This window comes from Modestobacter sp. VKM Ac-2979, from assembly GCF_026967995.1.
Lineage (GTDB): Bacteria > Actinomycetota > Actinomycetes > Mycobacteriales > Geodermatophilaceae > Modestobacter.
Window position 1 is genome coordinate 151,146 of sequence record NZ_JAPVBO010000003.1, and the last position, 12,076, is coordinate 163,221.

General features: G+C 74.5%; 15 protein-coding genes. 10 read left to right on the forward strand and 5 right to left on the reverse strand.

What is annotated here, in order from left to right; all coding sequences use genetic code 11:
- Nucleotides 1–61: 61 nt before the first annotated feature.
- Complete coding sequence (locus O2W15_RS09585) at nucleotides 62–709, reverse strand: trimeric intracellular cation channel family protein (RefSeq protein ID WP_269163201.1); 648 nt, start codon at nucleotides 707–709, stop codon at nucleotides 62–64.
- A 105-nt stretch (nucleotides 710–814) separates the two neighbouring features.
- On the opposite strand from O2W15_RS09585, the gene O2W15_RS09590 reads away from it, so the two are divergent.
- Genes O2W15_RS09590 through O2W15_RS09600 form a run of 3 tightly spaced genes read left to right on the forward strand, consistent with a single transcriptional unit; the run spans nucleotide 815 to nucleotide 2,125 of the window.
- Entirely contained in the window at nucleotides 815–1,273 is a 459-nt protein-coding gene (locus O2W15_RS09590; RefSeq protein WP_269179239.1) for a helix-turn-helix transcriptional regulator, read from the forward strand.
- A complete protein-coding gene (locus O2W15_RS09595) occupies nucleotides 1,270–1,680 on the forward strand; it encodes a VOC family protein (protein WP_269163199.1) in 411 nt (136 codons plus the stop codon). Before O2W15_RS09590 ends, O2W15_RS09595 begins: the two co-directional genes overlap by 4 nt.
- A 40-nt stretch (nucleotides 1,681–1,720) precedes the next feature.
- Nucleotides 1,721–2,125, forward strand: coding sequence for a hypothetical protein (locus O2W15_RS09600; protein WP_269179240.1), 405 nt, complete (start codon nucleotides 1,721–1,723; stop codon nucleotides 2,123–2,125).
- 34 nt (nucleotides 2,126–2,159) lie between these two features.
- Here the strand turns inward: O2W15_RS09600 and O2W15_RS09605 are convergent, their stop codons facing one another.
- Entirely contained in the window at nucleotides 2,160–2,549 is a 390-nt protein-coding gene (locus O2W15_RS09605; RefSeq protein WP_269179241.1) for a hypothetical protein, read from the reverse strand.
- Nucleotides 2,550–2,750: 201 nt separating this feature from the next.
- Between O2W15_RS09605 and O2W15_RS09610 the strand changes: the two genes are divergently transcribed.
- Nucleotides 2,751–4,325 (forward strand): phospholipase D-like domain-containing protein, encoded by a 1,575-nt coding sequence (locus O2W15_RS09610; protein ID WP_269179242.1) that lies wholly within the window; start codon nucleotides 2,751–2,753, stop codon nucleotides 4,323–4,325.
- A gap of 100 nt (nucleotides 4,326–4,425) precedes the next feature.
- Here the strand turns inward: O2W15_RS09610 and O2W15_RS09615 are convergent, their stop codons facing one another.
- The gene (locus O2W15_RS09615; protein ID WP_269179243.1) at nucleotides 4,426–5,292 is read right to left on the reverse strand and encodes an NmrA family NAD(P)-binding protein; all 867 of its coding nucleotides are present in this window, start codon (nucleotides 5,290–5,292) and stop codon (nucleotides 4,426–4,428) included.
- Between the two features lie 90 nt (nucleotides 5,293–5,382).
- On the opposite strand from O2W15_RS09615, the gene O2W15_RS09620 reads away from it, so the two are divergent.
- On the forward strand, nucleotides 5,383–5,847 hold the full coding sequence (locus O2W15_RS09620) for a MarR family winged helix-turn-helix transcriptional regulator (protein WP_269163191.1): 465 nt from the start codon (nucleotides 5,383–5,385) through the stop codon (nucleotides 5,845–5,847).
- A 9-nt stretch (nucleotides 5,848–5,856) separates the two neighbouring features.
- On the opposite strand, the gene O2W15_RS09625 is transcribed toward O2W15_RS09620, so the two are convergent.
- Both O2W15_RS09625 and O2W15_RS09630 read right to left on the reverse strand, forming a co-directional pair.
- A complete protein-coding gene (locus O2W15_RS09625) occupies nucleotides 5,857–6,588 on the reverse strand; it encodes a hypothetical protein (protein ID WP_269179244.1) in 732 nt (243 codons plus the stop codon).
- Nucleotides 6,589–6,661: 73 nt separating this feature from the next.
- Complete coding sequence (locus O2W15_RS09630; RefSeq protein ID WP_269179245.1) at nucleotides 6,662–7,309, reverse strand: maleylpyruvate isomerase family mycothiol-dependent enzyme; 648 nt, start codon at nucleotides 7,307–7,309, stop codon at nucleotides 6,662–6,664.
- Between the two features lie 167 nt (nucleotides 7,310–7,476).
- Here O2W15_RS09630 and O2W15_RS09635 point away from each other — a divergent pair, with 167 nt between their 5' ends.
- The 5 genes from O2W15_RS09635 (at nucleotide 7,477) to O2W15_RS09655 (ending at nucleotide 12,076) form a co-directional block, all read left to right on the forward strand.
- Complete coding sequence (locus O2W15_RS09635; protein ID WP_269179246.1) at nucleotides 7,477–8,436, forward strand: ABC transporter ATP-binding protein; 960 nt, start codon at nucleotides 7,477–7,479, stop codon at nucleotides 8,434–8,436.
- Entirely contained in the window at nucleotides 8,433–9,206 is a 774-nt protein-coding gene (locus O2W15_RS09640) for an ABC transporter permease (RefSeq protein ID WP_269179247.1), read from the forward strand. The genes O2W15_RS09635 and O2W15_RS09640 overlap by 4 nt, the downstream gene beginning before the upstream one ends.
- A 36-nt stretch (nucleotides 9,207–9,242) precedes the next feature.
- Nucleotides 9,243–10,502, forward strand: coding sequence for a sensor histidine kinase (locus O2W15_RS09645; RefSeq protein WP_269179248.1), 1,260 nt, complete (start codon nucleotides 9,243–9,245; stop codon nucleotides 10,500–10,502).
- The gene (locus O2W15_RS09650; protein WP_269179249.1) at nucleotides 10,495–11,127 is read left to right on the forward strand and encodes a response regulator; all 633 of its coding nucleotides are present in this window, start codon (nucleotides 10,495–10,497) and stop codon (nucleotides 11,125–11,127) included. The genes O2W15_RS09645 and O2W15_RS09650 overlap by 8 nt, the downstream gene beginning before the upstream one ends.
- Nucleotides 11,128–11,236: 109 nt before the next feature.
- The gene (locus O2W15_RS09655) at nucleotides 11,237–12,076 is read left to right on the forward strand and encodes a bacteriorhodopsin (RefSeq protein ID WP_269163178.1); all 840 of its coding nucleotides are present in this window, start codon (nucleotides 11,237–11,239) and stop codon (nucleotides 12,074–12,076) included.

The window sequence follows — 12,076 nt, forward strand, 5'->3', positions numbered from 1 at the left end:
GCGCTGCGGCTCCCGACCTCGTCGAGCCGCGGGCACCCCTGCGGTCGCGGGCCCGGCGTGGTCAGTCGCCGAGCGGGCGCTGCGCGCGCGGCGTGCGGGGCATCGGGGCGTTCCAGCCGAACCGGACACCGAGCATCCGGACGGTGAAGCAGAGGACCGCCGCGCCGACGGCGGTGGCCACCCCGTACGCGTCGAGCTGGATGACCACCACGGTGGCCGTCGCCCCGAGCAGTGCCGGGATCGCGTACAGGCCGCTGCGGAACACCGACGGCACCTGCCCGATCAGGACGTCGCGCAGCGTGCCGCCACCCACCCCGGTGAGGGCACCGAGCAGCACCGCCTGCGCCGGGCCGAGTCCCAGCGCGAGGGCCTTGGCGGCGCCGGTGACCGCGAACAGGCTCAGTCCCGCGGCGTCCAGGACCGTGATCGGGGTGTTCAGCCGGTCCAACCCGGGCCCGAAGACGAAGGCCACCAGCCCGCCGACGGCGGCCACCGCGAGGTAGCGCCAGTCGCTGAACGTGGCCGGCGGCAGGCTGCCGAGCAGGACGTCCCGGATGATCCCGCCCCCGAGGGCCGTGGTCATCCCCAGCGTGACGACGCCGACGATGTCGAGCCGGGTCACCCGCAGCGCGGTCAGCGCACCGTTCAGCGCGAAGGCGAACGTCCCGACGAGGTCGAGGGTGAGCAACAGCGTCGCCTCGGTGCTCACCGGCCGGTTTCTACCAACACCCGCCCGACCCGCTGCGGTGGGGCCACCGCGACCTCCTGCGCCGGGAGGCTTGTGCTGTCCCGGCACGTCCCTACGATCTTGGTCATGGCCGGTGGACCCGTCTCCGAGCAGCGTCTGGCCGACCTGGTGCTGCTGCGCCGGGTCCGGGACCGGATCGACCGCGAGTACGCCCAGCCGCTGGACGTCGACGCGCTCGCCCGCGGGGTGCACGTGTCGGCCGGGCACCTGAGCCGGGAGTTCAAGCGGGCCTACGGCGAGTCGCCCTACGCCTACCTGATGACCCGGCGGATCGAGCGGGCGATGACCCTGCTGCGGCGGGGCGACCTCAGCGTGACCGAGGTCTGCTTCGCCGTCGGTTACGGGTCGCTGGGCACGTTCAGCACCCGCTTCACCGAACTGGTCGGGATGCCCCCGAGCGTCTACCGCGAGCAGGCCGCCCGGGGGAGCGCGGGGATCCCGCCGTGCCTGGCGAAACAGGTGACCAGACCGGTCAGGAATCGAGAAGCCCGGGCGCCGGTGCCGGCCCTAGCGTCGACGCCATGAACCTGACCATCCACTACGCGTTCCTGCCGCACACCGACCCGGAGGCCTCGCTGGCCTTCTACCGCGACGTCCTGGGCTTCGAGGTCCGCAACGACGTCGGCTACGAGGACATGCGCTGGATCACCGTCGGCCCACCCGGCCAGCCGCAGACCTCCGTCGTCCTGCACCCGCCGGCCGCCGACCCCACCATCACCGAGGACGAGCGCCGCACCGTCCTGGAGCTGATCGCCAAGGGCAACTACGCCGCCCTCACCCTGGGCACCGACGACCTCGACGGCACCTTCGGCAAGATCGAGGCGAGTGGCGCCGAGGTGCTCCAGGAGCCGACGGACCAGGACTACGGCGTGCGGGACTGCGCCTTCCGCGACCCGACGGGCAACCTGATCCGGATCAACCAGCTGAGCTGAGCCGTCGCTGGACCGCCCGGGCGCCCTACCGTGCGGGGGCATGGTGCAGCGATCGACGCTCCTGGCCGTCTCGGCGACCCAGCTGGCCGCTCAGCTGGCCGGTCACGTCGTCGCGCTGCGCCGCCGCCAGCACTTCGACGTCCCCTTCCTGGTGGGGAGCCCGGACCACCTCGTCCGGGACTGGCTCTGGTTCGGCACGGCCTTCAGCGCACCCCCGTACCTGCTCGGGCCGCAGGTCTGGGCGACCGCCCGGCTGCTCCGCGGGCCGGACGACCGGGCCCGCTGGGTGCTCCGGTGGCTCGGCACCGGGCTGACGTTCGGCTACCTGAGCGAGCGTTGCACCCGCCTCCGGGTCAGCCCGGGCGGGTTCGACCCGGTCGAGACCCCCGTGGTGGTGGCCGGGTGGGGGTGCGCGGCGGCCATGGCCGTCCTCGCCCGCCGCTGACGGCCGGTCAGCCGCGCAGCCGGGATACGCGCGGTCACCCGTCGGCGTGGTGGTCGAGCACCTCGGCCTCGCGCCGGAGCCGGCCGGCGGCCTCGTGCTGCCCGAGGGCGTCGTAGCGGTCGGCCTCGGTCCGCCGCTCCGCGATCTCCGCGCGCAGCAGAGCGCGGACGTCGCCGAGGGACAGGGCGCGGCGGTCCGCCTCGGTCGAACCGACCCCGGTCCGGGTGCCGGCGAGGTGTGCGCTCGTGGCGCCGGTCGCGGTCCCTGGCGCGACGACGGCCTCGGCGTTGTCGATCGCGGCCAGGGCACTGCGGAGCGCGGCGACGGCGTCGGCCCGGCGGGCCCGCATCGCGGCCACGAGCTCCGTGCGCAGCGCTGCGCGCAGCGACCGGGCGTCGTCCGTGGGGCCGGTGTCGCCGTCCATCGGGCCTCCCTGCCTGTGCTGGTGTGGTCCCCGGTCCGGCGGTAGCCGGCCGGGCCCGGTCGGCGAGCACCTTCCCAGCTGCCGGGCCGATCAGCACCTGAGTTCCGCGTCCGGGGGACGGCGTCGTGCCGCAGCCGTGTCCCCGGTTCGAGGGAGTCGGTCCTTGGAGGTGTGCGGGACGACGGGCACACTCCCGACGTGATGGACGACGGCCAGGCGACGACAGACCCCGACACCGACCCTGGTGCCGGGCTCCCGGCCCCCCGTGGCGGGGACGCCGGACCGCCGGAGCAGGGCGCGCCCCTGCTGATCCCCGGGGAGACCTGCTGGCGGATCGAGCGGGCCACCCGCTTCGCCGTCTTCGTCGACGCGGCCGAGTACTTCGCCACCCTCAAGCGAGCCGTGCTGCGCGCCGAGCGGCGGGTGCTGTTCATCGGCTGGGACTTCGACCCGCGGATCCGCCTGGACCCGCTGGCCGGTGGCCGGCCGAAGGACGACCGGCTCGGGGCCGTGCTCGAGCACGCGGTGGAGCAGAACCCGCAGCTGGAGGTCGGGGTCCTGCAGTGGGACCTGGGCATGCTGCGCGCGCTCGGCCGGGGGCTCCAGCCGATCGTGCTGCTGGACCGGCGCACCTCCGACCGCCTCACCCTGGCCATCGACACCCACCACCCGGTCGGGGGCGCGCACCACCAGAAGATCGTGGTCGTCGACGACTGCCTGGCCTTCACCGGCGGCATCGACGTCACCGCCGACCGCTGGGACACCTCCGACCACGCCGACACCAACCCGCACCGACGGTCGCCGGCCGCTGGACGCGCCGAGGGCAGGCTCGCCGGGCCGTGGCACGACGCGACCAGCATGCTGACCGGGCCCGCCGCCCGAGCTGTCGCCGAGCTCGCCCGCACGCGGTGGGAGAGCGGCACCGGACAGCGGCTCGAGCCGCTGCCGGAGGGGCGGGAGTGTTGGCCCGAGGAGGTCGAGCCGCTGCTCACCGACGTCGACGTCGCGATCTCCCGCACCCGCCCGGAACACGGCGGCGTGGAGCTGGTCCACGAGATCGAGCTGCTGTGGCTCGCCGGCATCGCCGCGGCCCGTCGTTCGATCTACGTGGAGAGCCAGTACTTCGCCAGCCGCCGGATCGCCGAGGCGATCGCCGAGCGGTTGCGCGAGCCCGACGGTCCCGACGTCGTCGTGCTCAACCCGTGGACCGCCGACGGCTGGCTCTCGGAGAAGGCGATGGGCACGGCGCGCGCCCGGGTGCTGGAACTGATCCGCGAGGCCGACGTCCACGACCGGTTCCGGCTCTACTGTCCGGTGACCGAGCAGCGCGAGCCCATCTACGTGCACGCCAAGGTGGCCGTCATCGACGACCGCCTGCTGCGGCTGGGTTCCAGCAACCTGAACAACCGGTCGATGGGCCTGGACACCGAGTGCGACCTGGCGATCGAGGCGGTCGAGGGGCAGCCGGGGGCCGACCGGGTGGCCGCGACGATCGTCGACTTCCGGCACCGGCTGCTGGCCGAGCACCTGGGGTGCACGCCCGACGAGGTCGCCGCCGCGATCACCGACACCGGCTCGCTCGTGCGCGGCATCGAGCGGCTGCGCAGGGAGACCGGCCGCTCGCTGGTGGTGTTCGAGCCGCCGGAGCTCGGCACGGTCGACCGTGCGCTCGCCGAGTCCGAGGTGATGGACCGGGAGAAGACGCCGAACCGGTGGCGCCGGGTGGAGCGGTTCTTCGCCCGCCGCCGTCGGCCGCGCAACCGCGTACGCGCCTGACCAGACGATCCAGCCCTCACGGCGTGCCTGCCGTGGGGGCTGGATCGTCCGGGGTCCCTCGGGCTGGACGTGGTCGTGCAGACAGCGCCCCGGGCCGGGGTCAGGCGGCGCGCCGCAGGACGGGTACCGCGTCGGCGAGGAAGGTCTCCAGGGTCCTGGCCGGACGCCCGGTCACGCGCAGGACGGCGTCGGTCACGACGGCGAAGCTGCCGGCCTGCACGCGCTCGAACGTCACCGCGGTGATCTCCCGCTCGAAGCCCTCGCTCCCGGCCAGCGCCTCGTCGATGGTGATCTCCCGGTGGGTCATGGGACGCCCGATGGCCCGGGAGATCAGCTCCGCGGTGCGGGGCAGCGAGAGCGCCGCCGGACCGGTGAGCTCGTACACCTGACCGGCGTGCCCCTCGTCGAGCAGGGCGCGCTCGGCCACGGCGGCGATGTCCCGGGCATCGATCCAGGCAAGGCTCGCGCCCCCACTGGCGAACGGCAGCTCGCCGGTGCCGGTGAGCTGGTCGAGGTAGAAGCGGGGGTCGGTGAGCACCTGCATGAACCAGCTCGGCCGCAGCACCGTCCAGCTGTGGCCGCCGGTCCGCACCGCGCGTTCGGCCGCCGGCGCCCACCCGGCCGGCCCGGTGGAGTCGGCGTCCTGCTCGGACAGCAGGACGACGTGCGCCCGGGGTGGCGTCACCTCCAGGAGCGCCCCGATCAGCTCCGGCGCGTCCGCACGATCGGGCCGGACGACGTAGAGCGCGTCGACGCCGTCGGTCGCCGCGGGCCAGCCGGCCGGCCGGTCCCAGGAGAACTCGGTCGGCCGGACCCCGGCGACGTCCACCGTCGCCGGGTCGCTGCTGCCGCCGAGCACCTCGACGCCCGGCCGGGCGACGAGCAGCTCCGCCAGCGGGGCGCCGGTCTTCCCGCGGACCCCGGTGACGAGGACCCGGGTCGTCGTCGTGCCTGCGTGTTCGACCACCGTGGGGAACTCCTCCAATTGATTGAGTCACTCAAGTTCCTGTCGCCATGGTGGCACGACTACTTCAGTCCATCAAGTAACCTCGGCGCCGTGGCAGACGACGCGAGCACGCTGCAGCAGCAGATGTGGGACTTCGTGTACGCCTACGACGCGGCGTACGACCGCGCGGCGCAGGCGGTCGGGTTGAGCGCTGCCCAGGCCTGCCTGCTCGGCCAGCTGACCATGGGGGAGCGGTCGATGGGGGAGCTCGCCGTCGAGCTGCTCTGCGACCCGTCCAACGTCACCCAGCTCGTCGCCCGGCTGGAGGCCCGCGGACTGGTGACCCGGGTGCCCGACCCGGCGGACCGGCGCGTCAAGCAGGTCTCGATCACCCCGGCCGGGCGCCGCGAGCACCGCGCCGTCCGGCGCTCCTTCGACTTCCCCGCCGACCGGCTCGGCCGCCTGACGGGGGAGGAGCAGCGGCAGTTGTCCGCGCTGCTGGCCACGATGGCGGCGCCGCCGGGAGACGGCAGTGCCGGGACCTGCGCACCGGCCGACTCGGACCGAGGCCGCTGATCCGCGGACTCAGCGAGCCCGGTCCTCGGCACGCAGCGGCTGGTCCTGGGTGGGCGCCCCGGCCGGTGGCTGAGGAAGCGGAGGCGCCACCGGCGGGGCGATGAGCTCCTCGTAGGCGCTGGTGTGCGCCCGCAGTGCGGTGACCGCATCGGCGACCTCGGTGGTCGGCCGCCTGGCCGTGGACGCCACCCGCTCCGCCTGCCGGACCGCGTCGCAGACGTCGGCGAGCGTGTCCAGGTGGGCCCGCGCCTCCAGCTCCAGGTCGTCCCGGGCGGTCGGCTCGGGCACCAGCGCCCGTTGCCGCAGGCGCTGCTCCAACCGACTGCCCTCGGCCTCCAGCGACGGCAGCAGGTCCGGTATCTCGCCGAGGTGGGCGCCCGCGGCCTGCGCGGTCGCCACCTGGCGACGCAGCCGATCCCGGGCGCGGCAGACCTCGAGCTGCAGTTCCGCACAGGAGCGCCGCTGCCCCGGGGGCAGGCGGCGGGCCGCGACGGCGGTGGCGCCCTGCATGCCCAGCTCACGGCTGCGGGCGGCGATCTCCCGGCTCCGGGCCACCAGTGGGCTGCGCCGGACCCGCCGGACGACCAGCCACCCGGCGAGGACGGCGATCAGCAGGAACGTCACCAGCACGCCACCGAGGACGGCGATCACCGTGGGGTCCAGCGAGAGCAGCCAGGTCAGCTCCTCGTCGGCCCGCACGTCCAGGGCACCGGCGGGGCCGGTCGGCAGCGGGGTGGTCATGGTGCTCCTCGTCCAGGGCGGTGTGCCGGCTCCCGGGACAACGTCCCCACGCGGTCCAGCGGTTCCCCGTGGCTCAGCGGCGTGTGCACCGTTCTCGAAGCACACGCACGCCGGGGCCGGTCAGATCGTCGCAGAAGGCCGCGCGTCCGGCCATGGCCATCGTCAGGGCCAGGGTCGTGCCGGTGACCAGCGGGCCCGCCCCTGCGGCGAAGGGCCCGTCGCTGGCCTGCAGGCGCAGGCCGGCGGCGGCGGTGCGGCTGTTGACGGCGAAGTCCCGGGCGGCGTAAAAGCGGGCGACCTCGGTGACCACGGGCACCGGGGGCCGGCCGGGCAGACCGAGCGGGCGGCGGACGTCCTGCGCGTGCACGACGACCTCGCCGAGCCAGGCCGCGGTGTGCCCGGACGGGGCGGTGGTGCTGTCGACGACCGTGCGGAAGCGCTGCAGCGTCTCGGTGGGGGTGGAGCCGAGGTGCTCGGTCAGCCGTCGGGCGTTGTGCACGTCGGCGTCGAAGCGCGCACCGATCATGCTGACCAGCCAGCGCGCCCGCCCGGTGCTGGCTGCTGCGCTGAGGTGGGCCACCACCTCCTCGACGCTCCACCGCCCGCACAGCGAGGGCTGCACCCACTGCGCCTCGTCCAGCTCGGCCAGGTCGTCCGCCAGGGCGGCGCGCTCGGCGTGGGCTGCCGCCCACAGGCGCTCGGGGGTGGTGCTGTCGGGCACAGGGGTCTCCAGTCGGATCGGTCGGTGCTGCCTCCTCGACTCGGCCGGACCGCGGGGGTCATCGCTGCCCGCCGCCGCGCCGGAGAGCCGCTCCGGCGCCGATCGATGGAGGTGGGTCCAGCCGGTCGGTCGATGGCACGACGAGGCGCCGTTGCCAGTGTCGTGCCATGCCACTGATCGAGGTCCGCGACCTCCGCAAGACGTACCGCTCCGCCGTGGCCGTCGAGCACGTCGACCTCGACGTCCACGACGGCGAGATCGTCGGCGTGCTCGGGCCCAACGGCGCCGGCAAGACGACGACGGTCGAGTGCATGGCCGGGCTCACCCGTCCCGACCACGGCACGGTCCGCGTGGCCGGGCACGTGCCCTGGCAGCACCGTCGCGCCGTCACCCGCCTGCTGGGCGTGCAGCTGCAGAGCTCCGGGCTGCAGGCCAAGCTCACCGCCCGTGAGGCGGTGGCCATGGTGGCCGCCTTCCACGACGACCCCGCTGATCCGGGCGAGCTCCTCGAGCGCCTCGGCCTGCGGCAGGTCGCGGACACCCGGTACGCCCACCTCTCCGGTGGCCAGCAGCAGCGACTGGCGATCGCCACCGCCCTCGTCGGCCGGCCCCGGGTGGTGCTGCTCGACGAGCTGACCACCGGGCTGGACCCGGAGGCCCGCCGGGACACCTGGCAGCTGGTCCGGGAGGTCCGCGACGGCGGCACCACCGTCGTGCTGGTCACCCACCTGATGGAGGAGGCCCAGCAGCTCTGTGACCGGATCGCCGTCATGGCCGCCGGCCGCGTCGTCGCCGAGGGGACGCCCGAGCAGGTGGTCGCCCGCTCGGCGAACTCGACGCTCATGTCCTTCACCGCTCCCGCCGACGTCCTCCCCGCGGCGGCCCTGTCCGGGTTGCCCGGCGTCGGTGGGATCGAACGTCGCGGTGACCGGCTCGAGGTCGTCGGCACCGACGACGGCGTCCTCGCGGTGCTCCACGCACTGCAGACCCGTGGCGTGGAGCCGGTCGGCCTGCGGGTCTCCGCCACCACCCTCGACGACGCCTACCTCGACCTCGTCCGCCGTCCCGATGTCGCCCCCGCCCTGCCTCGCCGAGATGCCGCTACCACCCTGCAGGAGTCCGCGTGACCGCCACCCGACCCACCAGCAGCCGTCGGGCCCGCCCGGGCCGGGCCGTCCTGGCCACCGAGGCCCGGCTGTTCCTGCGCGAGCCCGGCTCGCTGTTCTGGATCCTGCTGTTCCCCACCCTGCTGCTGGTCGTGCTCGGCCTCGTCCCGGGGTTCGACGAGCCGTCCGCGGAGTTCGGCGGGGTCAGCTTCGTGGCCGCCTACGTGCCGGTGTCCTGCCTGCTGGCCGCGATCATGGCCGGGGTCACGGCGATGCCGGCGGTGATCAGCGCCTACCGGGAACGTCAGGTGCTGCGCCGGATCGCCACCACCCCGGCCCGGGCCGCGCACGTGCTCGGTGCGCAGGTCGCCCTGCACGCGGCCGCGGTGCTGGTGTCGGTGGTCCTCGTGCTCGCCGTCGGCCGGCTGGCGTTCGGCGTCCCGCTGCCCGCCGCCCTGCCGGCCTGGGCGCTGGCCTACCTGCTCGCGCTGGTCGCCGTGTTCGGCATCGGGGCGCTGGTGTCCGGGGCGGCGCCCTCCTCCCGGGCCGCCTCCACCGTGGGCACCGTCGTCTTCTTCCCGCTCATGTTCACCGCCGGTGTCTGGTACCCGGTGAGCGCGATGAGCGGGCTGGTCCGCGACGTCGTGGCCGCGACGCCGACCGGTGCGGCAGCGCTGGCGTTGGACCGGGCCCAGGCCGGAGAGCTGCCGACCCTGCTGCAGGTGCTGGTCGTCGCCGGCTGGGCCGTCGTGCTGTCGGTCCTGGCGGTGCGATGCTTCCGCTGGCAGTGAGGTCTGCGCAGTGAGCTCCGTGGAGGGGAGGGGCCGGTGACGGGTCCGGCGGCCGCCGTCGAGGTGCGGTGGCGCTTCCTGCTCCGGCGCGGCCCCTACCTGGTCCTCGCCCTGGCCTCCGCGCTCGCCGCCGCGTCGATGCACCTGTTCGACCGGGGGCCGGCAGCGTGGGCTGCCGCGGCGGCGCTGGTCGGCGCGATCGCGGCCGGGCACGCCTGGGTGGTCGACCGCCGGTGGGACCGCCGTCCGGGCGGCCCGGACCGGCTCAGTGCGGTCTACGTCTCCGCCCGCACCGTCGCCGCCTTCGTCCTGGTCCTGGTCAACCCGTTCTTCGGGGCCTTCGCCTTCGTCGGCTACTTCGACACGGTCGAGCACGCGCCGCGCCGGCTGGTGACCCCGCTGGTGCTCCTCACCGCGCTCACCCTGGCCGGTGCGCAGTCCGGCGGCCTGCCACCGGCCGACCGGACCCAGGCCGCAGCGTTCCTGGGGCTGTTCGCGCTCAACGCGGGGCTCGTGCTGTTCTTCGTCCGGATGGAGCGTGACGAGCACGCGCTCGCCGCGGCGCGGGTCGCCACCATCGACGAGCTGGAGCGGACCAACGCCCGGCTGGCCGATGCGCTGGCCGAGAACGCCGACCTGCACGCGGCGCTCCTGCAGCGCGCCCGGGAGGCGGGCCGGCACGAGGAGCGGGAGCGGCTGGCCCTGGAGATCCACGACACCATCGCGCAGAGCCTGGTGGGGGTGGTCACCCAGCTGCAGGCGGTCACCGGCGACGCCGCCCCCGCCGCCGTCGCGCAGCGGGTGGATGCGGCGACCGAGCTCGCCCGCGCCGCCCTGGTGGAGGCCCGGCGGTCCGTGGAGGGGCTGTTGCCGTCCCAGCTGGATGACGCCGACGCGCCGGCCGCGCTCGACCGGCTGGTGCGGGACTGGGTGACCCGCACCGGTGCGCGCGCCGAGCTGGTCGTCACCGGCGCCGCCCGGCCCCTGCCCGACGCCGCCGAGGCCGTCCTGCTGCGGGTGGCGGGGGAGTCGCTGGCGAACGTCACCCGGCACGCCCGGGCCTCCCGCGTCGGGGTCACGCTGTCCTTCCTCGACGACGAGGTCCTCCTGGACGTCCGGGACGACGGGGTGGGCTTTCCGGCGACCGGGTCCGTCGGCGCGGGGACGGCGGGGGCCCGGTTCGGCCTGCGCGGCATGCGGCAGCGAGCCGAGCGGGTCGGCGGCGAGGTGCTGGTGGAGTCCGAGCCGGGTGGTGGGACGGCGGTCTCGCTGCGACTGCCGGTGGCCCGTGGCTGAGCGGCGCACCGTCCGGGTGGTGCTGGCCGACGACCACCCGGTGGTGCGCGACGGCCTGCGCGGCATGCTCGCCGCGGTGCCGGACGTCGAGGTGGTCGGCGAGGTGGGGGACGGGGTGGCGGCGGTCGCCCTGGTGCGTGCCCTCCGGCCGGACGTCCTGCTGCTGGACCTGCGGATGCCCCGGGGTGACGGGCTGGACGCGATCGTCGCGCTGCGCGAGGACCCGGTGCGGGTGCTGGTCCTCTCCACCTTCGCCACCGCCCGGGACGTGCGCGCGGCGCTCGAGGCCGGGGCCACCGGCTACGTGCTCAAGGACGCCCCCCGCGACCAGCTGGTCGCCGCCGTCCACGCCGCGGCCGACGGGGAGTCGGTGCTGTCCCCGGCGGTGGCCACGCAGGTGGTCACCCGGATGCGCGGCACGTCCGGGACGGAACTGACCGAGCGGGAGGTGGCGGTCCTGCGGCTGGTCGCCCAGGGCACGCCCAACCGGGCGATCGCCGCGAGCCTGTTCGTCAGCGAGGCCACGGTGAAGACGCACCTGGTGCACGTGTTCACCAAGCTGGGCGTGACCGACCGGGCAGCCGCCGTCGCCACCGCCTACGAGCGCGGCATCCTGCCCGTCTGACGCACGGCGCCGGGCGGGCTCGGCGCCCGGTGCTGGGCTGCCGGCCTGCATCCGCCGCGCCGCCGACGACGGAAGAGCGACGACACCGCCTTCCGGATCAGGAGACGACGTGAACGTCGAGAACACCTTCAGCTACGACTTCTTCCAGTTCACCATCGTGTCCCACGTCTTCACCTTCGGCTACGCCGCGATGGCGGCGGGCTTGGTCTACTTCCTGCTGACCAGCAAGAACTCGCTGCCCCGGTACCAGCTGTCCTCCACCTTGTCCGCGGTCGTGATGCTGTCGGCGTTCCTGGAGCTGTGGGTGATCTCTCAGCGCTGGGACAACGCCTTCAGCTGGGACGGCGAGGCCTTCAGCTCGACGGGCGAGCTGTTCTCCAACGGCTACCGGTACATGAACTGGACGATCGACGTGCCGGTGCTGCTGCTGCAGATGCTGATCGTCCTGGGGGTGACCGGCGCCGCGTTCCGCCGTGGCTGGATCGTCTTCACCGTCGCCGGGCTGGGGATGATCTACACCGGCTACGCCGGCCAGTTCTACGAGGTCGAGCGCAGCGCGCCGTTCTGGATCTGGGGATCGATCAGCACGGTGTTCTTCCTGGTGATCCTGGCGCTGGTGTACCGCACCGTGTACGGCAACGTCGGCCGGCTGCCCGCGGAGGTCCGCCCGCTGGTCAAGGCCGTGTGGTGGCTGCTGCTGGTCTCCTGGATGCTCTACCCCGGCGCCTACCTGATGCCCGCGATCTGGGACTCCGCCGACGGCGTGGTCGCCCGGCAGATCACCTACACCGTCGCCGACGTCACCTCCAAGGTCGTCTACGGCATCCTGCTGGCGATCATCGCCCAGAAGGTGAGCAAGCACGAGGGCCACGACGCGGCCGTCGCCTCCGACGTCACCATGCCCCGCGGCGGCATCACCGACGTGGCGGCTCCCGGTCGGGCTGCCTGA

Coding starts and splice junctions, on each gene's coding strand:
- O2W15_RS09590 (WP_269179239.1), top strand. CDS start 815: ATGGCCGGTGGACCCGTCTCCGAGCAGCGTCTGGCCGACCTGGTGCTG.
- O2W15_RS09595 (WP_269163199.1), top strand. CDS start 1,270: ATGAACCTGACCATCCACTACGCGTTCCTGCCGCACACCGACCCGGAG.
- O2W15_RS09600 (WP_269179240.1), top strand. CDS start 1,721: ATGGTGCAGCGATCGACGCTCCTGGCCGTCTCGGCGACCCAGCTGGCC.
- O2W15_RS09605 (WP_269179241.1), bottom strand. CDS start 2,549: ATGGACGGCGACACCGGCCCCACGGACGACGCCCGGTCGCTGCGCGCA.
- O2W15_RS09610 (WP_269179242.1), top strand. CDS start 2,751: ATGGACGACGGCCAGGCGACGACAGACCCCGACACCGACCCTGGTGCC.
- O2W15_RS09625 (WP_269179244.1), bottom strand. CDS start 6,588: ATGACCACCCCGCTGCCGACCGGCCCCGCCGGTGCCCTGGACGTGCGG.
- O2W15_RS09635 (WP_269179246.1), top strand. CDS start 7,477: ATGCCACTGATCGAGGTCCGCGACCTCCGCAAGACGTACCGCTCCGCC.